We start from the raw sequence: 22,899 nt of genomic DNA, 5'->3' as shown, positions 1-22,899 counted from the left end.
CGGGCAGGTGCGTTAAGAGGGGGCCCCGCCTCTACCGGAAGCGTTAAGCGGGGCCCCTTCCTTACACCCGTGGGGCGGGCTGGGCCAGCTCGCCGATCTCCCGGGGCAGCTGGGCCATGGCCCGGTTGAACTCCGCGGGCCCGACCACCCGGTGCAGTGCCTGCAGCACCGCACGCGCGCCGCGCTCGGCGTCGGCCGGGGTCGCGCCGGCCCGCTCGGCGATCCGGCGCAGGAACTCGTCGTACCCGAAGGCCTGCGGGTCCTCGACCCGCGCCCGGGCCAGCAGCGGGCGCAGCTCGTGCGCCACGTGCTCGCTCAGGTCGGCGGCCTCGCCGCCGCTAAGCCGCTCGGCGAGCGTGCGCAGCGTCGCCTCGGTCAGCGCCCGCGCGGACGCCTCCGACACGCCCGCGCGGGCGGACACCCGCGCGTAGAACTCCGGTTCGGCCATGGTCGGTCCTCCCGTCGGCGGCAGCGTGGCTACCCGCCGGCGACGCGGGCAAACCCGGTCAGGCCAGGGCGCGGGCCGCCGAGACGACCGCGTGCACGCCGATCCCGGCGCGGTCGAGCTGCTGGGTGGGCGTGCCGGAGCCGGGCAACCCGCGCACCGCCAGGTGACGGACCCGCGCCGGCGCGCCCAGGTCGGCCAGCTCCTCCAGCACCGCGGAGCCGAGGCCGCCCTCCGGGTAGTGGTCCTCCACCACCACCAGCCGCCCCCCGGTGTCGCGGACCGCCTCCAGCAGGCGGTCCCGGTCCACCGGCTTGATCGAGTAGAGGTCCACCACCCGGGCGTCGATCCCCTCCCGGGTCAGCTCGTCGGCGGCGGCGAGGCAGACGTGCACGGTGACGCCGGTGCCGAGCAGCGCGACGTCACCGCCGTCACGGACCACCCGGCTGCCGCCGACCGGGAACTCCTCGCCGTCGTCGTAGAGCACCGGATAGGCGCCGCGGGTGGTGCGCAGGTAGCTGACGCCGGGGCGGTCGGGCAGCTGGGCGACCAGGGCCGCGCAGGAGACGGCGTCGGCGGGGCAGAGCACCGTCGAGCCGGGCACCGCACGCAGCGCGGCGATGTCCTCCAGCCCCATCTGGGACGGGCCGTCCGGGCCGATCTCCACTCCGGCGTGCGAGCCGACCAGCGTGATGTCGGCGCGGGAGACGCCGGCCATCCGGATGAAGTCGTAGGCGCGGGACCAGAACGCGGCGAACGTCGCCGCGAACGGCCGCCGGCCGCGTACCGCCAGGCCCACGGCCGCGGCGGCGAGCTGCTGCTCGGCGATGAACATCTGGAAGAACCGGTCCGGGTACGCGTCGGCGAAGCGGTCGGCCCGGGTGGAGTCGCTGACCTCGCCGTCGAGGGCGACCACGTCCGGCCGGACCGCGCCGAGCGCGCGCAACGCGTCCCCGTACGCGTCCCGGGTGGCGACCTTCGCGCCGCGCGACCAACGGGGCAGCTCGGGTCGCCGGTGCTCGACCGGGTCGGCGCGCGGCGCGGCGGGCGGCTTCGGCCCGGCGACCCGGATCCGCCGGGGTCCGCCGAGCGCCCGCACGGCCCGGTCGGCCAGCTCGGGGTCGAGCGCCTTGCCGTGCCAGGACGGGTCGTTCTCGATCTCGGGCACCCCGCGGCCCTTGACCGTGCGGGCCAGCACCACGGTCGGTCCGGTGGCCTCCCGCGCCTGCCCGTACGCGTCGTCGATCGCGCCGAGGTCGTGCCCGTCGACGACGATCGCCCGGCAGCCGAACGCCTCGACCCGCCGCCGGTAGCTGTCCAGGTCCCACTCCAGCTCGGTCGGGCCGCGCTGCCCCAGCCGGTTGACGTCGACGATCGCGGTCAGGGCGCGCAGCCCGTAGTGGCCCGCCTTGTCCAGGGCCTCCCAGATCGAGCCCTCGGCCATCTCGCTGTCGCCGCACAGCACCCAGACGTGGGCCGGCGAGCGGTCGAGGTACTGGGCGCCCAGGGCCACGCCGACGCCCACCGGCAGGCCCTGGCCGAGCGAGCCGGTGGCCACGTCCACCCAGGGCAGGACCGGGGTGGGGTGGCCCTGCAGGCGCGAGCCGGACCGGCGGTACGTCTCCAGCAGCTCCTGCTCGCTGATCGCGCCGGTGGCCCGGAACACCGCGTACAGCAGCGGCGACGCGTGCCCCTTGGAGAGGATCAGGTGGTCGTTGCCGGGGTTGCCCGGGTAGGACCAGTCGTAGCGCAGGTGCCGGGCGACCAGCACCGCGAGCAGGTCGGCGGCGGAGAGGCTGGAGGTGGGGTGCCCGGAGCCGGCCATCGTCGTGCACCGGATCGCGTCCACCCGCAGTTGGGCGGCCAGCTCCGCCAGCCCGGTCAGGTCCTCGTCGCGCAGCGTGCGCTCTGCTTCCAACGTCACCGCTATCGTCTCCCCGCGGTCGGTCGTGTCCGGACCCACCGTAATCCTGAATGCGATGATTCATCCCTTTTCTGGCAACTCACCCCCGTCCGGCGAACAGCCAGAGCGCCACCAGCAGATAGGGCAGCACGGCCACCGCGAAGGCGACCGGATTGCCCACCGCGCCGGCGAGCAGCCCGTACGCGCCGTAGAAGGCGACGGTGGTCAGGTCGGTGGCCATCCCGGCCAGCGAGGTGACCGTGGCCCGCGCGGAACCACTGATCCTGGCCTGGAGCCGGACGTCGGCCAGCACGGTGGCGAGCTGGAACGCGGCGAACGCCACCGCCAGCAGCAGGAAACCCCCCGGGTGCCGCGCCAGCGCCCCGGCCGCCAGCGCCCCCGCCGCGAACACCAGGAGGCCGGCGTACCCGCGACGGGACAACCGCTCGCCCCACGGGGCGAGCAGTCCGCCCACCGACATCCCGGCCCACACCAGCAGGAGCAGCAGCGGCACGGTCACCTCGGCCACCCCGGTGTCCCGGGCCAGCAGCCCGGTGTACTCGTCCAGGCCACCCCAGATCGCGGCCACCGCGGCGACCAGCAGCACGGCCGCGCGGACGGCGCGGTCGGCCCGCACCTCGGCGAGACCCCCGCGCAGGCTGTCCAGCCAGCCGGGCTCGTCGTCGTCCGGCGCCTCCCCCGGGCCCGACGGCGGGGCGGCGGCCGACGGGGTGGCGGCCGACGGGGTGGCGAGCGGCGCGACGGCGGCCGGCGCGGTGGCGGCCGGCGCGGTGCGGTGCTCCGGGAAGCGGGCCGCGACCGCGGCGGCGAGCAGGCAGGTCGCCACGCTGGCCGCGCCGACGGCGAGGTAGCCGCCGACCGCGAACACCGGCCCGGCGAGCACCCCCGAGCCGACCGCGCCGAGGACCTCGGCGGTGCGGGTGCGGCCGATCAGCCGGGCGTAGCGGTCGGCCGCGCCGAGACGGTCCAGCTCGGTGAAGACCAGCGCCTCCAGCGCACCGGAGCGCAACGCGCCGCCGGCCCCCCAGAGCAGGAACCCGACGGCGAACGCCGGGTAGGACGGCAGCAGCACCCAGAGCGCGAAACCGGCGGCCGTGAGCAGCGGCGCCAGGCAGAGCAGCAGCCGGCGGGAGAGCGCGTCGGCCAGGGCCCCCGACGGCACCTCCAACAGGATGCCGGCGACCGCCCAGAGGACGAACAGCGTCGAGATCTGCCCGACCGACAGCCCGGTGTCGGCGAACAGCAGCACGTAGAGCGGGTAGAGCAGGACGAGGTCGGTGAGGAACGCGTAGCCGTAGAGCGTCGCCGCCAGGCGGCGGGTCGCGGGCACGCGGGCAGGTGCGACGAGCATGAGGCCTTCCCACGGGACGTGACGGACACCGGTCGCAGTGCACGGCGTCCGCGGTGGCCCGCGGCCTCGTCGCTCAGGAAGGCATCAACATCGCCAGGTCATGCCGACGATCGTAGCCGGACCCGCGCCGGCGGGTGGTCCCGTGCGACACGCGACCGGGGCGGGACCCGACGTCGGATCCCGCCCCGGTGTCGCGCGACGAGGGGTCAGCGGCGGAACTTGTCCACGTCCGCCGGCGGGATGACCATGGTGGCCTCGCTGTCCGCGGCCTGCTCGGCCGTGGGCTGGCGGGGTGCGGTCGGCTGGGTGCGCTCGGAGTCGGAGAACGACGGGATCGCCTGGGTGACGTCCGTGGACGCCGCCGGGCTGGCCTCCGCGCCGGTCCGGGCCGGCACCGGCTGGGTCGGCTCGGAACCCGCGTACGCCGACACCGGCTGGGTGCGGTCGGCCTCGGCGTCCCGGGCCACCGGCTGGGTCAGCTCCGCCTCGCCGTACGGGTCCGACGTGGCCATGCGGGCCGCCACGTCACGTCGACCGGCCTGGTAGGCGCGGGCGTGGGTGGCGATGGTCCGGGACTCCTCCTCGGCCCGGGTCAGCCAGGTCTCCCAGCGGCTCTGCATCGGCCGGACCAGCCCGCCGCCGACGCCGACGACCAGGATGCCGCCGACGGTGGCGAGCACCGCGATCAACACCGGGGTGGTCACCGCGGTGGCGACGCCGATCTGGTTGAGCGCGGCGATCACGCCCAGGCCCAGGATGAACACCGAGGCGAGGTTGGCCAGCACCCGACCGTAGGAGAGACCGCCGAGCGCGCTGGAGATGATGTCCTTCACCGCGCGGGCGATGGCCGCGGCCACCACGACGATGACGATGGCGACGAACGCCCGGGGCAGCCAGGCGACGACGCCGGCGATCAGGTCGGAGATCGGGTTCGGACCCCAGATGCCGAACGCGAGCTGCAGCGTGACCAGCAGCACGCCGTAGTAGGCGAGCTTGGCGACGATGTCGCTGGCGTCGTACTTCGAGCGGGCCAGCGCGGTCTTGATGCCGCCGCGCTCGACCGCCCGGTCGAAGTGCACCCGCTCGAGGACCTTGTCCACCAGCTTGAGCACGGCCTTGGCGATCAGCCAGCCGACGACCAGGATGGCGACGAACGCGACCGCCTTGGGCAGGAACAGCATCACCGAACGGAACGCGTCGCCCACCGCGTCGCCGAAGTTGTCTCTCATCGAAGGGCCTCCACGCATGTGGTCAGGATCGTTCCGGAAGGCCTACCCGGGCCCACACGCGCGGAAACGCGGTCAGCCCCCGGGGCAGCGGTAGCTGACCCGCGTGCCGGCCTGCACCGGCGCGGGCTCGATGATGTTCACGGTGGCCGTCCCGGTGGTCGCGCCGACCCCGCTGAACGTCCACCTGAGGGTGAGCGTGGCGGTCCGCTGCCCGCTGCCGACCCGCTCGCTGAGCAGCGCGCCGGGCGGCGCGTCGGAGCGGAACCACTGGTAGCGGATCGTGCCGGCGCGCCCGTTGGTGCGGACCGTGGCCACCACGTCGACGGTCACGTCGCACGCGATGCCGGGCGGCCGGGGCACCGCCACCGCGACCTGCTCGACCTCCAACGGCCGCAGCCGCTGCCACAGGTAGAGACCGACCGTCACCAGCAGCACGGCGGTGAGCAGGGTGGACAGCACCGAGACGACGCGACGCCAGAGCGGTCGCGGCGGACGGATGGGCGGCGCGACCGGCCAGGCCGGCGGCGGTGGCGGGGTCGCCGGCACGCCCGGGCCGAACCGCAGCTCGCCGCCGGACGCCGGCGCGGGCACGCCGCTCACCGCCCGCGCGGTCGGATCCCGGTACGCCCCCGCGGTCGGGGCGGCCGGGCCGGTGGACCCCGGCAGGTACACGGCGGTCGGCGGCCCGGTGACCTGCTGCGGCGGGGCGAGGTGCACGGTCGGCTCGGCCCGGACCGCCCCGGCCACGCCCGTACCACCGAGGTCCACCGTCCCGTCGGCGTCGGGCCGGCCGGGCTGACGCGGGCCGACGAGACGCGCCGTCGGATCGGCGTCGCCGGGCCGGGCCGCCCCCGGACCGGCGAGGTACACCGTCGCATCGCTGTCGGCGGGCGGCGTCGCTCCCCGACCAGCCAGGTGCACCGTCGCATCGCTGTCGGCGGGCGGCGTCACTCCCCGACCAGCCAGGTGCACCGTCGCATCGGCGTCGGCGGGCGGGCCCGCTCCCTGGCCGGCGAGGTGCACGGTCGGTTCCGCCGCGCCCGCTTGGTCGACGGTCAGGGGCGCGGTGGCATCCGCGTCGGCCGGTGGTCGGGGCGGGACGAGGTGGACGGTGGGCGCGGCGGCCTGCGCGTCGCGGGCCGGGTCGGCGGGCAGGGCGCGGGTGGGCAGCGCCTCGGTGGGCTCCTCCGGCCGCGTCACGCCGGCCGTCCCCGGTCCGGACTGCGGTGCTGGGCAACGGGCACGTCGTACTCCTAGCCGGGGGTGCAGTAGTTGTAGAGCGTCACGTACACCGGTTTCGCCGAGGTGGTCGCGTTGCCGGCGGCGTCGACGGCGGTGACCTGGACCGGGATGCGGCTGCTCTGTTTCGGTGCCGCGAACGGACCGAGCGTGCCGGTGAACACGCCGCGCCCGGCGGCGGCCATCCGGACCGTTCCGGTGGCGCCCTCCACTGTGTAACGGAATGTGACCTTCAGGGCGGCCGGACCGCTGCGGTCGTCGGTGACGGGGACGGAGACGGTGCTGCTCTGGATCCCGAACGGGCAGCCCCTCGGTTCGAGCTGACCCGGATCGGCGCTGACGCCGCCGACGACCGGCGCGGTGACGTCCGGCGGGGGCGGCGGCGTGGTGCTGCGCGACGGGGTGGGGGTCGGTGCGCTGGTGCGGACCGGCGGGCGGGTCGGCGCCCGGGTTCCGTCCGGCGTGGCGGACGGCGTGCCGGCCGGCGGGGTGGGCAGGACGGACGGCGTGGCCGGCGGCGACGCGGTCGGGGTGACGTCCGGGGGCGTGACGGCCGTCGGGTCCGGTGTGGGCGGGTCGGTCGGGGTGGGACCGGCGGGCGACGGGCCGGCGGGAGCCCCGGCGGCGGCCGGGCTCTCGCGGGCGGCGTAGCTGTAGCCGGCGCCGCCGGCCAGCACGGCGGCGACCACGGCACCGGCCGCCAGCATGGTGCGCTTGCGTCCCCGCCGGAACAGGCCGCCCCGGCCGGTCGAGGCGCCGAGCGCGGTGCTGGCCACCGCGGTGGCGCCCTCCGCCCGGTCGGGGAACGGCCACAGCGCGGCGAGCAGCGCGGCCCGGCGGGCCAGCTCGCGCAACCCGCGTTCCTCCCACTCGGGCCCGTACCCGGCGCCGGCCACCCGGTCGAGCAGCTCCAGGAAGACCTGGGCCGGTTGCGGCCGGTCGTCGGGGCTCTTGGCCATCCCGTGCCGCAGCAGCTCGTGCACCGGGGCGGGCGCCGGGTCGGTGGGGATCGGCGCGGTGGCGTGCTGCTCGCGCAGGGAGAGCAGGTCCGGACCCTGGTACGGGGGCCGCCCGGTGAGGCACTCGAAGAACGTGGCGGTGGCGGCGTAGATGTCGCAGGCGGGGCTGGCCGGGGCGCCGGTCCACTGCTCGGGGGCCATGTAGCGGGGCGTGCCGGAGACGGTGGTGTCCGAGCCCCGGCCGATCGGCATGGCGATGCCGAAGTCGGCGAGCTTGCTCGACCCGGCGCCGGTGACCAGCACGTTCTCCGGCTTGTAGTCACGGTGCACGACCCCGTGCGCGTGTGCGGCGGCGAGCCCGGCGAGCGAGCCCTTCAACACGCAGAGCGCCGCCTCGGGGGTGGTCGGGCCGTGCGCGCGCAGCATCTGCCGCAGCGAGACCCCGTCGACCAGCTCCATCACGATGGCCGCGCCGTGCGGTGACTCGACGTACTCGTAGAGCCGGCTGACGTGCTGGTCGTCGATCTCGCCGAGCAACCGGGCCTCGTCGCGGAAGGCGGTGTGGAACGAGGAGTCCGCACCGAGGTCGCGAACCAGATACTTGATCGCGACCGGGGTGCCGGTGTCGTCGTGGGTGGCGAGCACGACACTGCCCGACGCCCCGGAGCCGAGCGTACGAACCGGCGTGTAGCCGGACAGCTGCCAGCCGCTCATGCGACGAACCCCACCGCGTTCCAGGGACGGCAGCCGGTTGCCGCCTCGCTGGTCATTCTGGTCGCGCCGGCGCCGCCGGCCATCGGCGCAACGGACGCTTCCGTACGCCGGACGGCGGCCCCGGACCGGCGGTGTCCCGCCGGTCCGGGGCCGGGCGGCGGATGGTCGGTAACGGACACACCGCCACTGCAGCAGACCCGCGCAACCCTCAGCCGGTGGGTCGCTCCCGGTCGGCGGCCCGCCCCAGCGCCACCATCCGCTGCCGCTCCTCCCGCCGCCGGACCAGCAGCACGCCGGCCAGGAACGTGACCGGCGGGACGAGCGCCAGCATCGCCCACTGCGCCGGAACCAGCGGGACGACGTGGCCCATGTGGACCGTCGACGTCGCCCAACCGGCCAACGCTTCGTCGATCACCAGCACCAGGGCCGCGACCGGCGCCAGCACCACCAGGATCCGGCGGCGGACGGCCGGGGCGAGCCCCGCCACCGGTACGCAGACCGCGAGCGCCGCCACCGCGAGCCCGGCGAGGTAGAGCCACATCACCGGCTCGCTGCCGGCGGTCAGCCCGTAGAAGCTCTGGTAGGACGCCGGGCCGCCGCCGAAGAGCGGGCTGGTCGCCCGGTTCAGCTCCAGCAACCCCGCGACCAGGGCCGGACCGCTCACCACGGCGGCGAGCCGGCGCGGGCCGAGCAGCCCGACCGCCCGTCGGGGCGGGGCGGGCACGGTGAGCGCCGCGGCGGCGATCACCGCCAGGGTGAACTGCGGGAGCGTGTCCACCACGTAGCCCGGCTGGTCCACCACGCCCGGGCCGACCAGCACCAGCCAGCCCGCCACCCCGCCCCAGGCCAGCACCGCGGCGACCCGACGCAGGCCGACCGCGGCGGTCACCGCGACCGCCGCCCAGCCGAGCACCCGCAGCCAGTCGACCACGTCCGGCGCGGCGGGCCGCAGCGGCGGCGGCAGCGACGCGTCCACCACTACCTGGTCGAGCAGGTTCTTCCCGGCCACGGCGGTCAGCGCCAGGGCCACCAGCAGACCGGTGACGGCCGCCGCGTCGGACCAGGCCGGCTCGGTGAACCCCCGTGCGCCCACCCGGAGCCGGGCCCGCAGGCCGGCGACCACCAGATCCACCGTGTCCCGCAGACCCGGCCGGGTCTGCCCCGGGCGCGCGTCCGCCATCAGGACGGCCAGCATCTCCTCCTCGTACACCCGGCGGTGGGCCCAGGGGTGGACGGCGAGCAACCGGCGGTAGCGGCGCTCCAGGTCGACGTCGCTCCCACTCGTCACGCTCACACCGGGCTCCGGCTCACTCCTCGCGCTCACGCGGGGCCTCCATCCGTTCGCGACTGCGGGGCTCGCAACACCGGCTCACTCCTCGCACTCACGCGGGGCCTCCGTCCGTTCGCGACTGCGGGGCTCGCAACACCGGCTCACTCCTCGCGCTCACGCGGGACCCCCCTCGGGGAGCAGGCCGGCGGCGCGCAGCCGGCGGCCGGCGGTGTCGGCGTGGCGGCGCAGCCGGGCCACCTCGTCGGCGAGGCGGGTGGCGCCCAGCGCGGTGAGCCGGTAGTAGCGGCGCAGCCGGGACTGCACCACCTCCTCACGGTCCACCTCGATCAGACCGTCGGACCGCAGTCGGTCGAGGACGGCGTAGAGGGTGCCGGCACGCAACCGGACCCGGCCGTCGGAGATGCGCAGCACGTCCTCGATGACCGCGTAGCCGTGGCGGGGCGCCTCGGCCAACGCGGTGAGCACCAGGAACGTCGGTTCCCGCAGCGGAGCGTCACTCATGGCGAGAGCATATACCGTTCACCGGTATATGTGGGGCGCGGTCGTCCCGGACCGGATCGTCCTTGATCGACTCCACCTCGGCGAAGTGGCGCCATCAGAGGCCCTCGGACGGCACCACTTCGGCGACATGGAGTCGATCAAGGACGGCCGACCGGTCAGAACCGGCGGGCGGGCGGGACACCTCCAGGCGGAGGCTCGCGGAGCAGCCAGACCGGGTTGCTGGCCCCGACGATCGCGCCTTCGCGGTCCCGGACCTGCGTGCGCACGTACGCCCCGGCGCCCACCCGCACCGGCAGGTCGTGCCAGCCCTGTCGCAGCTCCCGCCACGGCACCTGACCGGTCCGGATCGCGGGGGTCGGGTCCGCCGCGCCGGCGCGGTCGACGTCGCCGGTGACCACCTCCAGGGTGGACCCGGCCGGCAGGTCGGTGGCCCGCAGCCGCACCGTCACGGCGTCCTCGGCGACCGTCGGCAGCGCGCCCATGGCGCTGCGCCCGCCGAGTTCCAGGTCCAGGGCGCCCCGGTAGACGGCGAGGTCGGCGAACCACGCCTGCCCGGCGCGCAGCGCGGCGACCAGGTCCTCACGGTCGGTCGACGCCGCCCAGACGGAGGTGACGAACCGGTCCCGGCCGGTCCGCCAGTCGGTGCCGTTGTGGTCGTCGGTGACACCGACGGCGGTCAGCGGGATCGCGTTGCGGGCCGCCACGTCGTACGCCCAGAGATGGTCAGCGACCGGGGCCCGTCCGATCTCGATCAGGTCGACGCCGAGCGCGTCCCGGGCCACCAGCAGCCGGGCCAGGGACTCGCGGCGCTCCACGTCCAGCGGGTGGTTCCAGCAGACCACGCCGCCGTGGCCGTGCAGGAACTCCACCATCCGCTCGGTCGCCTCGACGTCGTCGTCCCGGTACGGCGGGGACGGGAAGCGCGGCAGCGTGCCGTCGCCGCCGAACCAGTTGAGGTGCCGGACCATCGACACCTCGTAGGCGCGGTGGTGGGTCACGCCCGGGTAGGCGTCGGCGTAGCCGGCCAGCACCTCGGCGCGCAGTTCCTCGCCGGCCTGCCCGGCGCGGCGGGCCCGGTCGAAGACCAGCCGGTCGACCAGGTACGCGCCGCGTGCGCCGCCGGCCACCGTCACGCCGAGGCGCAGCCCGCGCAGCGAGTTGTCGCCGGCCACCAGGTCGGGCCAGAGCCGCCGCGCGTCGGCGAGCAGGTCCAGCGTGTGCCGCCGCCAGGCGCCGACGGGCGCGGGCAGGTCGACGGTGCCGTGCCGGCCGTCGGGAGTGTGCCGGACCGTGTCCGTCGCGCCCAGCCGGTAGCGCAGCACCAGTTGGCCGGCGGGCCGTCCCGGACCGGCCGGGTGGTGGGACAACGCGATCTCGACGGTCAGCGTGGCGTCCGGCCCGGCCGCCTCGGGCCGCACGTCGAGGTGCAGTGTGGTGTCGGAGATGTTCCCGGTGTGGGTCCAGTTCCAGGCCTTGCCGGCGTACCAGTGGGTGCCCGTGCCGGCGGCGCTGAGGCGCAGCGCGCGGCCGGGACCGTCGGCGGCGTCCGGCGCGGCCACGAACTCGGCGGCCGACCCGGTGAGCCGCCCCTCGGTGGCGGCCGTCCAGGTCCAGGCCAACCCGCCCTCCAGCTCCTGCGGGCCGTCGAAGTGGACGACCCGGCGGTGGTCGTGGGCGGCGACGCGGAAGTCGTGGTCGGTCCACCAGAGCACGTCGACGGCGTTGCGGCGGGCCTGGTCGAGGTGGGCGGCGTAGCTGGCGATGCCCTCGCTGAACGAGGCGTGCAGGTGCATCGCCATGCTGATCGGCCGCCGTCCGCGCGGCGCCGGCGGCCGGTCGGCGGTGGCGGCCAGCCCGACCGGAACGCCGATCCCGGCGAGCGCCAGCCCGCCGGCGGCGGCGAGCACGCTGCGCCGGTCCAGTCGCGCCCGACCACCCATGCCACTCCCCCGTCCCCGTGCCGGCCGGGCCAGCGTACGGGCGGCACGGGCCGGGGCGGCATCCGGCGATCGGGCGGGGTGGTCAGCGGGGCGGGACGGCGACCCGGGCGGCGAGCGGGCGGCCGGTCAGCCGACGGACCGCCAGGTAGGCCTCGCAGCCGAGGCAGAGCCCGAACGCCGCGTTGAGGAACGCGGCGGCCAGCGCCGCGGCGGTGGCGATCAGGCCGACCACGGGCGCGCCGGCGAGGAAGCCGACGGCGCCGACGGTGGCGAAGACCAGCCCGACGATCTGGGCGAACCGCACCGGGGCGGCCGGCTCCCACTCGTCCGGCGGGCCCAGCCGGGGCGCGACCAGGGCCCGGAAGAGCAGGCCGTACGGACCGAGGCGCGGGCTGGCGGCGGTGAGCGCGAAGACCACGGCCTGGGCGAGCACGAGCAGCCCTGAGCCGGTGACCAGGGCGACGGCGAGAACGACGGTGGTGAGGGCGGCGGCGAAGCGCGGCCCCCGGGGGTCGAGCAGCATGGGGTTTCCGTTCGGACGGCGGGGCGGTCGGTCAGGCGGGACTGGCCGACGCACAGAGGCTCGCCGCGAGGCGGCCGTGGTCCACCACCCGCCGCCGGGTCAACCGCACGCCCGCCGAGCGCCGACCGGTCACCGGGCGGCGCCGGCGGTGAGCGGGGCGAGCGCCGCGAGCAGTTCGGCCCGGTCGGGCACGCCGGCGGCCCGGCGCACGACGCGTCCGGCCGCGTCCACCACCAGCACCGTCGGGGTACGCCAGACGTCCAGGTCGCGGGCCGCGTCGAGGTGCTCGTCCACGCCGACCTCCCGCAGCGCCACCCCGTCGAGGCGGCCGGTGACGTCGTCGAGGACGCGGCGGGTGGCCCGACACGGCGCGCAGACCGGGGCGGAGAACTGCACCAGCGTGACCACGCCGGGGCGTACCCCGAGGGCGGCGAGGGTGGCCCGGTGCGGGGCGTCGCCGACGGCGGCCGACGCGTCGCGGTCCGCCGCGCCCGGCGGGCGTTCGCGGACAGCCCGCAGCCGACCGTCGTGGCGGCGGCGCCACCAGCCGAACGCGCCGGCGACCGCGAGCACGGCGACGAGCACGAGGACTCCGGTCAGGCTGGGCGGGCGCACCGCACCAGGTTGCCACGCCGGGCGGCGGCACGACATGGTCCGTCCCGGTCAGCGGACGTGACATCGCCTACTCCGGTGGTAGGAGTCGCCGGCCGCCGGTGGCATTTGTCCTCTGGCGCGCCGCCCGTTCGTGGCAATATTCTCCAACTCGCGCGCAGCAGTTGGAGTTCCTTTACATCGCCCGGTCCGGCCGGGCCATCGAGGAGATGCCATGCACTTCGACCACCCCGAGCTGGACCGCCGTACGCTGCTGCGGGCCGGCCTCGGCGCCGCCGCGGTCGCGGTCGTCGGGAGCGAGCTCGCCCTGCCCTCCGCCGCGCAGGCCGCGCCGGGCGCGGACCTCGACTGGATCATCAGCTGCGACGAGTGGGCGGCCCGGCCGCCGGCGGACCCGCTGTCGGTCAGCGCCATCCCGACCAACAAGATCATCGTGCACCACATGGCGTTCCCGAACGTCACCGACTACTCCGAGGAACACGCCAAGCAGCTCGCCCGCGACTGCCAGGACCTGCACATGGACGGCAACGGCTGGTCCGACACCGGGCAGCACTTCACGGTGAGCCGGGGCGGCCACGTCCTGGAGGGACGGCACGGCAGCCTGGAGCGGCTCCAGGCCGGCGACCGGCAGATGATCGCCGCGCACTGCCCGGGTGAGAACGGCCGGGCCATCGGCATCGAGAACGAGGGCACCTACGTCACCGAGACGCCGCCCGAGGAGCTGATCGCCGGGCTGGTGCGGCTGTGCACCGCGATCTGCCGGCAGTACGGCCTGCACGCGCACGACATCTTCGGCCACTGGGACTTCCGCGCCACCCAGTGCCCGGGCGCGATGTTCTACCGGGAGTTCCCCGCGCTGCGCCGCCAGGTCTTCCGCAGGCTCGGCACCCGCCTGGGCGACGTGCCGGCGCGACGGTGGCCGGACATCTGGCGCTTCGTCGGCGGTCCGGTGGTCCAGGTCGCGCAGCACCTGCTCACGTTCCGGGGATACGCCGTGCCGGTCACCGGCGTGTTCGACGCCGCCACCGTGGCGGCGGTGCAGGACTGGCAGGCGCGCAACGGCATCCCGGTCGACGTCGACGCCACGCTCACCGCGCCGACCTGGGAGACGCTCGCGCCGGAGCTGGACCAGCGCGACAGCGGCGTCCCGGTGACGGCGGCGCAGTTCATGCTGAACTCCAAGGGCTACGCGGAGGTCCTCCCGACGGGCGAGTACGACCACGCCACCCGCACCGCGGTCAAGGACCTGCAGCGCCTGCACGGGCTGCCGCCCACCGGCAAGCTCAGCACCACCACCTGGTGCGCCCTGGTGGGGGGTGTGGTGCGCCAGTCGTTCCACAAGCACTGACGGCGCACCGGCGGGGAGAGCGGTGGGGGGTGGCAACGGCGCCACCCCCCACCGCCGTGTCCGGCGTGGACAGCCAGCGGGCGAAACGTCGGCATTCGCGGGTGGTGAACGACGGGTATCCCGGGCGGCGGTCCTCCGCCAATCATTGCCCGGAGATAGATATGAGTCATTCTCACCTCCGGGTGGAACGCCCGGGCGCGGAGGGCGAGACGTCGGCACCGGAAGCCGGGCGTACCGTTCGGCCCGACTCCGCGTCCCCGGAGGATCGCCATGCCCCGTCCCGCTCTCCGTGCCCGCCTCGCGGCGTTCACCGCCGCCGCCCTGACCGCGAGCGTCCTGACCGTCACCCCGCCGTCACCGGCGCTGGCCGCCAGCACGTTCGCCCCCAACGACTACTGCCTCGGCCAGTGCGCCGACATCCTGCCCCCCGGGCAGAACGGCAACGCCACGCTGGTCGCCATCCTGGCGCACCAGGCGCTCGGCACCCGCCCGGCGCACTCCAGCGACCAGCTCGACGAGTACGCGAACCTGGTCTACAACTACGCCGGGCTGACCGACGAGCAGATCGCCCACTTCTACAACGACGCCTCGTTCGGCGTACCGGCCGCGCAGGTCGAGAGCACCGTCTCACCGCGCGCGGACGTCACCATCGTGCGGGACAAGGCCACCGGCGTCCCGCACATCACCGGCACCACCCGCGCCGGCACCATGTTCGGCGCCGGCTACGCCGGAGCCCAGGACCGGCTGTGGGTGATGGACCTGCTGCGGCACGTCGGCCGCGGCAACGTCACCTCGTTCGCCGGCGGCGCCCCCGGCAACCGGGAGCTGGAGCAGAGCGTCTGGGCCAACTCGCCCTACACCGAGGCGGACCTGCAGGCCCAGGTGGACGCGCTGCGCACCAAGGGCACCCGGGGCCAGCAGCTCTACACCGACGTGGTCGACTACATCGCCGGCATCAACGCCTACATCGACAAGTCGATCGCCGACGACAACTACCCGGGTGAGTACGTGCTCGCCGGCGCCGGCAAGCCGAAGCACTTCACCATGACCGACCTGATCGCCACCGCCGGCGTGATCGGCGGGCTGTTCGGCGGCGGCGGTGGCAGCGAGATCCAGTCCGCGCTGGTCCGGGTGGCCGCCCGGGCCAAGTACGGCGCCACCGAGGGCGACAAGGTGTGGGCGGCGTTCCGGTCGCAGAACGACCCGGAGACCGTGCTCACCCTGCACGACGGGCAGAGCTTCCCGTACGGGGCGACGCCGCCGGGCGCGACCAGCGCGGTGCTCCCCGACGCCGGCACGGTGGTCGCCGAGCCGCTCGCCTACGACGCCACCGGCGGGGCCGCCGCGCGCACCGGCGCCAGCACCGCCACCAAGGACCTGCTCGGCGGCCTGGCCAACCTGCGCGCGCACGGCATGTCCAACGCGGTCGTGGTCTCCGGGCGGCACACCACCACCGGCAACCCGGTCGCCGTGTTCGGCCCGCAGACCGGCTACTTCGCGCCGCAGCTGCTCATGCTCCAGGAGTTGCAGGGCCCGGGCATCAGCGCGCGCGGCGCCGCGTTCGCCGGGCTGAACCTCTACGTGCTGCTCGGCCGCGGCCAGGACTACGCGTGGAGCGCCACCTCCGCCTCCCAGGACCTCACCGACACGTACGCGGTGCCGCTGTGCACCACCGACGGCACCGCCCCGACGCTGCGGTCCAACCGCTACCTCTACCACGGGCAGTGCCTCGCCATGGAGGCGCTGGAGCAGCGCAACTCCTGGTCGCCGACCCTGGCCGACTCCACCCCGGCCGGTTCGTACACGCTGCGCGCGCTGCGTACGAAGTACGGACTGGTCGCGTACCGGGGGCTGGTGAACGGGCAGCCGACCGCGTTCACCAAGCTGCGCTCGACCTACCGGCACGAGGCCGACTCGGCGATCGGCTTCCAGGCCTACAACGACCCGGCGGCGATGGGCAGCGCGGCGGCGTTCCAGGCGTCCGCGGCGAGCGTCGGCTACGCGTTCAACTGGTTCTACGTCAACTCGACCGAGGCGGCGTACTACAACTCCGGCGCGAACCCGGTCCGGTCGTCGGTCACCGACCCGAACCTGCCGGCGAAGGCCGAACCGGCGTACGAGTGGGTCGGCTGGAACCCGGACACCAACGACGCCACCTACACCCCGGCGTCGACCCACCCCCAGTCGGTCAACCAGGACTACTACGTCAGCTGGAACAACAAGCAGGCGCGGGACTTCGGCGCGGCCGACGGCAACTTCAGCTTCGGCTCGGTGCACCGGGGTCAGCTGCTCGACGGCCCGGTGCGCGCCGCGATCGCCCAGCGCAAGCTCGGCCGCGCCGACGTCGTCAAGATCATGGCGGACGCGGCGGTGACCGACCTGCGCGGCCAGCAGGTCCTCGGCGACCTGCTGCGAGTCCTCGACAGCACGCCGGTCACCGACCCGGCGCTGGCCGACGCGGTGGGCAAGCTGCGGGCCTGGCAGCAGGCCGGCGCCCGCCGGGTGGAGACCTCCCCCGGCTCGAAGGTCTACCAGCACGCCGAGGCGATCCGGATCTTCGACGCCTGGTGGCCGCTGCTCGCCTCGGCCGAGTTCCGTCCCGGCCTCGGGCCCGACCTGTACGCGGCGCTTGTCGACGCCATCGAGGTGAACGAGGCGCCGTCGGGCGGCCAGAACGGCGGGCGCGACGGCGCGGCGAGCTGGGCCCTGCAGGGTCAGGCGCACAAGGGCTCGTCGTTCCAGTACGGCTGGTGGGGCTACGTCGACAAGGACGTCCGCACCGTGCTCGGCGACCTGGTGGCCGGCGGGCCGGGTCGCGCGTACTGCGGCAACGGCAACCTCGGCGCGTGCCGGCAGGCCCTGCTCGACACGCTGGGCCAGGCCGCCTCGGTGCCGGCCACCACGGTCTACCCCGGCGACAAGTCCTGCGGCGCCGGCGACCAGTGGTGCGCCGACTCGATCGCCCAGTCCGGCCTCGGCGGCATCACCCACCCGCTGATCGCCTGGCAGAACCGTCCCACCTACCAGCAGGTCGTCTCGTTCCCCGCGCGCCGGGGCGACGACGTCGCCAACCTGGCCCAGGGCCGCCCGGCCAGCGCGTCGAGCACCCAGTTCCTGACCAGCTACACCCCGGACAAGGCGGTCGACGGCAGCCTGAGCAGCCGGTGGGCCAGCAGCTACAACGACAACCAGTGGCTGCGGGTGGACCTCCGGTCGGCCCGCACCGTCAGCCGGGCGGTGCTGCGCTGGGAGTCCGCCTACGCCACCTCGTACCGGATCGAGGTCTCCGGCGACGGCAGTTCCTGGACGCCGGTGTTCGCCACCACCACCGGCAACGGCGGCGTCGACAACGCCACCTTCACCCCGGTCAGCGCCCGTTACGTGCGGGTGTACGGGGTCAAGCGGGCCACCTCGTACGGCTTCTCGCTCTACGAGTTCGAGGTCTACGGGCGGTGACGCCGACGGCCGGCCGGCGGGGCCCCCTCCGCCGGCCGGCCGCTGTCCGGGCAGGTCAGCCACCATGAGTCGAACATGTGTGCGAAGATGGGCCGGTGTCGAGCGAGGCCACCATCCTGCACGCCGACCTGGACGCGTTCTACGCCTCGGTCGAGCAGCGCGACGACCCCGCGCTGCGCGGCCGCCCGGTGATCGTCGGCGGCGGGGTGGTGCTCGCCTGCAGCTACGAGGCGAAGGCCCGGGGCGTGCGCAGCGCGATGGGGGGCCGGCAGGCGCGACGGCTCTGCCCGGACGCGGTCGTGGTCCCGCCGCGGATGGCCGCGTACACGACGGCCAGCCGGGCGGTGTTCGAGATCTTCCGCGACACCACCCCGCTGGTCGAGGGCCTCAGCATCGACGAGGCGTTCCTCGACGTGGGCGGCCTGCGGCGTCTGGTCGGCCCGCCGGCCGACATCGCCGCCGCGCTGCGTGCCCGGGTCCGCCGGGAGGTCGGCCTGCCGATCACGGTCGGGGTGGCCCGCACGAAGTTCCTGGCCAAGGTGGCCAGCGGCGTGGCCAAGCCCGACGGTCTGCTGGTCGTCGAGCCGGGGCGGGAGCTGGCCTTCCTGCACCCGCTGCCGGTCGAGCGGCTGTGGGGCGTCGGCCCGGTCACCGCCGCCCGGCTGCGCGAGCGCGGCCTGCGCACCGTGGGCCAGGTGGCCCGCCTCGACGAACCCTCGCTGGTGTCGCTGCTCGGCGGCGGCGCCGGGCGGCACCTGCACGCTCTCGCGCACAACCGCGACCCGCGTGCCGTGCAGGTGGGGCGCCGCCGATCCTCGATGGGCGCGCAGCACGCACTGAGCCGGGAGCCGCACTCCCCCGCCGAGCTCGACGCCGTGCTGGCCGGGCTGGTCGACCGGGTTACCGGGCGGATGCGCGCCGACCGACGCACCGGCCGCACGGTGACGGTGCGGCTGCGCTTCGGCGACTACACCCGGGCCACCCGGTCGCACACGCTGGACAAGCCGACCGCGCAGACCGCGCCGCTGCGGGCCGCCGCCCGCACGCTGCTGCGCGCCGCGCTGCCGCAGATCGCGCTGCGCGGCATCACCCTGCTCGGCGTCTCGGTGGGCAACCTGGACGGCGGGCACACGCAGCTCACGCTGCCGTTCACCGCCGAACCGGGGCCCGCTCTGGACGCCGCGGTCGACGCCGTCCGGGACCGCTTCGGCTCCCGGGCGCTGACCCGCGGGGTGCTGCTCGGCCGCGACCCCGGCGTCGAGATGCCCCGGTTGCCCGACTGAGCGTCTCCTACCCCGGTAGGAGGCGCGGGTCGGACCCGCGGCCGCGACCTCGGCCGCCGGTCGGGCGCGACCGCCGTCGCCGGCCGCCAGCATCTACAGGCATGACTACCGTGGTGAACCGGGCGGTCCGCTGGCACCGCCCCCTGATGCTCCTCGTGTCCGCGATGGCGGTGCTTACCGTCGTCGCCGCGATCGGCCTGGTGGCCGACCCCCGGGTGCTCACCGGCGCGCCCGCCTGGCTCAAGCCGCTGAAGTTCGCGATCTCGTTCGTGCTCTACGGCGTCACCCTCGCCTGGATGCTCTCGCTGCTGCCGCGACGCAGCCGCCTGGCCGAGCGGGCGGCCACGGTGATCGTGGCCATGTCGGTGCTGGAGATGGTCGTCATCGTCGGCCAGGTGCTGCGCGGCACGACCAGCCACTTCAACGGCACGACGCCGCTGAACGAGGCGCTGTTCGACGTCATGGGCGCGGCCATCATGGTGCTGTTCCTGGCCCAGGCGGTGCTCGCGGTGGTGCTGCTGCGCCGCGCCACGCCGGACCGGGCCGGCGGGTACGCCGTCCGCCTCGGCCTCGTCGTGTCCCTGCTCGGCATGCTCGTGGCGTTCCCGATGGTTGCGCAGCGCCCGGCCGGGGCGCCGGCCGGGATCACCGGCGCGCACAGCGTCGGCGTGCCGGACGGCGGCCCGGGGTTGCCCCTGGTCGGCTGGAGCACCACCGGCGGCGACCTGCGCGTCGGTCACTTCGTCGGGCTGCACGCGTTGCAGGCGCTGCCCCTGCTGGCGATCCTGCTGGACCGGTTCCTCGGCGCGCGGCTGGACGAGCTGACCCGGGCCCGGCTGGTGCTCGTCGGCGGCGTCGCGTACGCCGGGGTCACGCTGCTGCTCACCGGGCAGGCGTTGCGCGGGCAGCCGCTGCTGCGCCCGGACGCGCTGACCCTGACCGTGGCGGCGGTGCTGGCGCTCGCCACCGCGACGGCGGTCGGCCTGGTCCTGGGTCGCCGGTCCCGCCGCGCCGGGGTGGTGCTGGTCGGATGAGCGCCACGCTGTTCGGCCTGACCTTCGCCCTCGCCGCGCCGTTCTGGGCGCTGATGATCCTGGCGCCCCGCTGGTCGTGGACCGCGCGGATCGTCGGCTCGCCGCTGATCGTGGCGCCGGTCCTGCTGGTCTACGCGGTCCTGGTGCTGCCGGCGCTCGGCGCGGTGCTGCCGGTGGTCACCGCGCCCACGCTGGACGGTCTGCGGGAGTTGCTCGGCACCGCCGACGGAGCGGCGGCCGCCTGGGCCCACATGATCGGCTTCGACCTGTTCGTGGGACGGTGGATCTGGCAGGACGCCCGGGACCGTGGCGTACCGGCGGCGGTGCTCGCGCCGGTGCTGGTGCTGACGGTCCTGCTGGGCCCGCTCGGCCTGGCCGTCCACCTCGGACTGCGCGCCCGGTGGCGGGCGTCGGTGGGCGTGGTGGCCCCGGCCGCGCCCGTTGCCTAGGCTGACGTCGTGGGCTGGGTCGGTCGGTTGTTCGACGCGCGCGACACGCTCGCGCGGATGCTGCTGCTGGATCTCAGCGGCGTCGGCTACCTGGTCGTCGGCGCGCACGGCCGGCCCGCCCCGACGGCGACGCAGTGGCTGCTCGCGCTCGCGGCGTTCACGGTGGCGCTGCTGTGCCACCGCCGGCCGCTGCTGAACCTGCTGCTCCAGTCCGCGCTGCTGGTGGCGGCGCTGCCGTTGGTCGACGACGTGACGATCAACCAGGTCGGCGCGAGCTGGGCGCTGCTGGAGCTGACCATGCGGGCCGCCCGACCCCGGACGTTCTGGCTCGCGGCCGGCCTGGTGGCCGCGATCGACCTGAGCCACGTGATCGGCGACCCGATCCGGCAGGCCCTCACCGGTGTGTTCGGGCTGGCCGTCACCGTCGGCCTGCCGCTGCTGCTCGGCCTGGTCGTGCGGACCACCCGGGAGCTGGCCCGGCAGGCCGAGGAACGGGCGGCGGCGGACCAGCGCCGACACGAGTCGGAGAGCCGCGCCGCGCGCGCCGACGAACGCGCCGCCATCGCCCGGGAGCTGCACGACGTGCTCGCCCACCACGTCGCGTCGATGGTGCTGCGGGTCGGGGTGGCCCGGCACGTGCTGACCGACCTCGACCCGCGGGTCGGTGAGGTCTTCGACGACGTGCACCGCACCGGCACGGCGGCCCTGACCGACCTGCGGCGGCTGGTGGCGGTGCTGCGAGACCCCGACGGCGTCCGCGGCGACGCGGCGCTGACCGCGATCGAGCCGGCCGCGCTGCCGGCCGCGCTCGGCGCGGCGGTGGACCGGGCCCGTCAGGCCGGGGTCACCGTGGAGGCCGACGTGGACCCGGCCGTCGGCACGCTGGACGCGGTCCGGAGCCAGGCGGTGCTGCGACTGACCCAGGAGGCGTTGACCAACGTGGCCAAACACGCGGGCGCGGCGGCCCGGGCGCGGTTCACCGTCACCGTGGTCGACGGGGCGGTGCACTGGGCGGTCTCCGACGACGGGCGGGGCGCGGCGTCGGCCGTGGTGCCGGCCGGCGGCGGTCACGGCATCGTCGGCATGCGGGAGCGGGTCGAGGTGCTGGGCGGGCGGCTGGAGGCCGGGCCGACCGGCGAGGGCTGGCGGGTCCGCACGGTTCTGCCGCCGGCCGCGCCGGACCGGACGCCCGGCGCGGCGCCCCGGCCGCGTCCGGTCACGCCGGAGCCGGCGTGATCCGGGTGCTGCTGGTCGACGACCAGCACCTCATCCGGGCCGGGCTGCGGATGCTCTGCGACGCCCAGCCCGACCTCGAGGTGGTCGGCGAGGCCGACAACGGCCGGGAGGCGGTCGCCCTCGCCGCCCGGCTGCGACCGGACGTGGTGGTGATGGACCTGCGGATGCCCGGGGTCGACGGGATCACCGCGACCAGCCGGATCCTGGCCGACCGGCCGGCCACCCGGATCATGGTGCTCACCACGTTCGGCGACGACGACCACCTCTATCCGGCGTTGACCGCCGGCGCCTGCGGCTTCCTGCTCAAGGACGCGCCCCCGGCCGACCTGCTCGACGGGGTCCGCCGCGCCGCCGCCGGGGACAGCCCGTTCAGCCCCGAGGTGCTGCGGCGGCTGGTCCGGCGGGCGGTGCACGCCCGGGCCGGCGCGCCCCGGCACGCGGCCGACCTGACCGGCCGGGAGCGGGACGTGCTGGACCTGGTCGCCGAAGGGCTGTCCAACACCGAGATCGCCGACCGGCTGCACATCGGCGTGACCACGGTGAAGACCCACATCACCAGCCTGATGACGAAGACCGGCAGTCCCAACCGGGTACGCCTCGCGCTGTGGGCGCGCGGCGGCTGAGACGGGTCACTCCTCGATCGCGCCGCCCACCGTTCGCAGGTGCGCCCGGAACGTCAGCGTCGGGTCGGCCGCCCGGGCGCTCAGGTAGCCGTCGAACCCGAGCTGCGTCCGCAGCGTCTCGCCGCCCCGGATCCGGTCGGCCTGCCGCCGCTCGGTGTCCCGGATGGACCCGGCCAGGTCGGCCAGCTCGTCGACGCGGTCCGCCGGCACGAAGAGCACGCCGTCGTCGTCGGCCAGCACCAGGTCGCCCGGGTCCACCGTCCACGGACCGACCCGGGCCGCGTCCAGCGCCCCGGCCGGTCGCGGGTCCAGCTCCAGCGGCCCGGTCGGGACGGCGCCCAGGCTGAACACGGGCAGCCCGACGGCCGCCAGGTCGCCGGTGTCCCGGTGCAGCCCCCAGACCACCAGGCCGGCGAGGCCGGCGGCGTACGCCTCCCGCACCACCAGGTCCCCGACGCAGGCCCGGTCGGTGCGCCCGCCGTCGTCCACCACCAGCACCTCCCCCGGTGACGCCAGGTCGATCGCCTCCAGGAACACGTCGACGCTTCCGGCGTGCCGGGCCGGGCGTACCGGGCCGGCCAGCCGTCGCCCGGGCAGCACCGGCCGGAGCGCGGCCGGGGCGCAGCGGACGACCACCCCGGCCCGCAGGCACGCGTCGGCGACGTGGGCGGTGGTCAACCCGGTGAGACGGTCGACCGGGGGGCGGTGATCGGTGTCCATGGCCCGACGCTAGCCAGCCGGA

18 protein-coding genes and 1 pseudogene are annotated in these 22,899 nt (G+C 75.6%); 7 read left to right on the top strand and 12 right to left on the bottom strand.

The genetic code is table 11. From position 1 onward, the window contains the following. Nucleotides 1–61: 61 nt before the first annotated feature. The 11 genes and pseudogenes from GA0070622_RS17660 to GA0070622_RS17610 all read right to left on the bottom strand — a co-directional run bounded on the left by GA0070622_RS17660 (nucleotide 62) and on the right by GA0070622_RS17610 (nucleotide 12,731). Nucleotides 62–448 carry a DUF2267 domain-containing protein gene (locus GA0070622_RS17660; RefSeq protein WP_091574316.1) on the bottom strand — a complete coding sequence of 129 codons (387 nt, stop codon included), beginning with the start codon at nucleotides 446–448 and terminating at the stop codon, nucleotides 62–64. Between the two features lie 58 nt (nucleotides 449–506). Then, nucleotides 507–2,369: a transketolase gene (locus GA0070622_RS17655; protein WP_091574315.1), complete on the bottom strand. Its 1,863-nt coding sequence runs from the start codon at nucleotides 2,367–2,369 to the stop codon at nucleotides 507–509. 79 nt (nucleotides 2,370–2,448) lie between these two features. Continuing rightward, nucleotides 2,449–3,720, bottom strand: a complete 1,272-nt coding sequence (locus tag GA0070622_RS17650; protein WP_091574314.1) for an MFS transporter — start codon at nucleotides 3,718–3,720, stop codon at nucleotides 2,449–2,451. Nucleotides 3,721–4,226: 506 nt separating this feature from the next. Further along, a pseudogene (locus tag GA0070622_RS17645) lies at nucleotides 4,227–4,967 on the bottom strand (membrane protein); the annotation flags it as partial. A gap of 54 nt (nucleotides 4,968–5,021) precedes the next feature. Beyond that, complete coding sequence (locus GA0070622_RS17640) at nucleotides 5,022–6,149, bottom strand: hypothetical protein (RefSeq protein ID WP_091574312.1); 1,128 nt, start codon at nucleotides 6,147–6,149, stop codon at nucleotides 5,022–5,024. A 53-nt stretch (nucleotides 6,150–6,202) separates the two neighbouring features. Further along, nucleotides 6,203–7,861 (bottom strand): serine/threonine-protein kinase, encoded by a 1,659-nt coding sequence (locus GA0070622_RS33470; protein ID WP_091574311.1) that lies wholly within the window; start codon nucleotides 7,859–7,861, stop codon nucleotides 6,203–6,205. Nucleotides 7,862–8,069: 208 nt separating this feature from the next. Then, the gene (locus GA0070622_RS17630; protein ID WP_141684588.1) at nucleotides 8,070–9,185 is read right to left on the bottom strand and encodes a hypothetical protein; all 1,116 of its coding nucleotides are present in this window, start codon (nucleotides 9,183–9,185) and stop codon (nucleotides 8,070–8,072) included. Between the two features lie 120 nt (nucleotides 9,186–9,305). Further along, the gene (locus GA0070622_RS17625) at nucleotides 9,306–9,653 is read right to left on the bottom strand and encodes a PadR family transcriptional regulator (RefSeq protein WP_091574309.1); all 348 of its coding nucleotides are present in this window, start codon (nucleotides 9,651–9,653) and stop codon (nucleotides 9,306–9,308) included. Between the two features lie 155 nt (nucleotides 9,654–9,808). Further along, nucleotides 9,809–11,593 carry a CehA/McbA family metallohydrolase domain-containing protein gene (locus tag GA0070622_RS17620; protein ID WP_091574308.1) on the bottom strand — a complete coding sequence of 595 codons (1,785 nt, stop codon included), beginning with the start codon at nucleotides 11,591–11,593 and terminating at the stop codon, nucleotides 9,809–9,811. An 82-nt stretch (nucleotides 11,594–11,675) separates the two neighbouring features. Further along, a complete protein-coding gene (locus GA0070622_RS17615) occupies nucleotides 11,676–12,116 on the bottom strand; it encodes a DUF4395 domain-containing protein (protein WP_091574307.1) in 441 nt (146 codons plus the stop codon). Between the two features lie 129 nt (nucleotides 12,117–12,245). Beyond that, on the bottom strand, nucleotides 12,246–12,731 hold the full coding sequence (locus tag GA0070622_RS17610; RefSeq protein WP_245666383.1) for a TlpA family protein disulfide reductase: 486 nt from the start codon (nucleotides 12,729–12,731) through the stop codon (nucleotides 12,246–12,248). Nucleotides 12,732–12,942: 211 nt separating this feature from the next. Between GA0070622_RS17610 and GA0070622_RS17605 the strand changes: the two genes are divergently transcribed. The 7 genes from GA0070622_RS17605 to GA0070622_RS17575 all read left to right on the top strand — a co-directional run bounded on the left by GA0070622_RS17605 (nucleotide 12,943) and on the right by GA0070622_RS17575 (nucleotide 22,157). Continuing rightward, the gene (locus GA0070622_RS17605) at nucleotides 12,943–14,076 is read left to right on the top strand and encodes a peptidoglycan recognition protein family protein (RefSeq protein ID WP_091574305.1); all 1,134 of its coding nucleotides are present in this window, start codon (nucleotides 12,943–12,945) and stop codon (nucleotides 14,074–14,076) included. A gap of 270 nt (nucleotides 14,077–14,346) precedes the next feature. Further along, nucleotides 14,347–17,532, top strand: coding sequence for a penicillin acylase family protein (locus GA0070622_RS17600; protein WP_091574304.1), 3,186 nt, complete (start codon nucleotides 14,347–14,349; stop codon nucleotides 17,530–17,532). Between the two features lie 95 nt (nucleotides 17,533–17,627). Next, entirely contained in the window at nucleotides 17,628–18,815 is a 1,188-nt protein-coding gene (gene dinB, locus GA0070622_RS17595) for a DNA polymerase IV (RefSeq protein ID WP_091574303.1), read from the top strand. A gap of 101 nt (nucleotides 18,816–18,916) precedes the next feature. Then, the gene (locus tag GA0070622_RS17590) at nucleotides 18,917–19,849 is read left to right on the top strand and encodes a hypothetical protein (protein WP_091574302.1); all 933 of its coding nucleotides are present in this window, start codon (nucleotides 18,917–18,919) and stop codon (nucleotides 19,847–19,849) included. Further along, nucleotides 19,846–20,298: an ABA4-like family protein gene (locus GA0070622_RS17585; protein WP_091574301.1), complete on the top strand. Its 453-nt coding sequence runs from the start codon at nucleotides 19,846–19,848 to the stop codon at nucleotides 20,296–20,298. Before GA0070622_RS17590 ends, GA0070622_RS17585 begins: the two co-directional genes overlap by 4 nt. A gap of 9 nt (nucleotides 20,299–20,307) precedes the next feature. After that, nucleotides 20,308–21,534 carry a sensor histidine kinase gene (locus GA0070622_RS17580; protein WP_091574300.1) on the top strand — a complete coding sequence of 409 codons (1,227 nt, stop codon included), beginning with the start codon at nucleotides 20,308–20,310 and terminating at the stop codon, nucleotides 21,532–21,534. Then, entirely contained in the window at nucleotides 21,531–22,157 is a 627-nt protein-coding gene (locus tag GA0070622_RS17575) for a response regulator (RefSeq protein ID WP_091574299.1), read from the top strand. Before GA0070622_RS17580 ends, GA0070622_RS17575 begins: the two co-directional genes overlap by 4 nt. A gap of 6 nt (nucleotides 22,158–22,163) precedes the next feature. On the opposite strand, the gene GA0070622_RS17570 is transcribed toward GA0070622_RS17575, so the two are convergent. Continuing rightward, complete coding sequence (locus tag GA0070622_RS17570; protein WP_091574298.1) at nucleotides 22,164–22,877, bottom strand: RraA family protein; 714 nt, start codon at nucleotides 22,875–22,877, stop codon at nucleotides 22,164–22,166. Nucleotides 22,878–22,899: the final 22 nt, after the last annotated feature.

Source organism: Micromonospora sediminicola, from assembly GCF_900089585.1.
GTDB lineage: Bacteria > Actinomycetota > Actinomycetes > Mycobacteriales > Micromonosporaceae > Micromonospora > Micromonospora sediminicola.
Note: the sequence above shows the minus strand (reverse complement) of the source record. Positions and strands in the feature narration are given on the sequence as shown.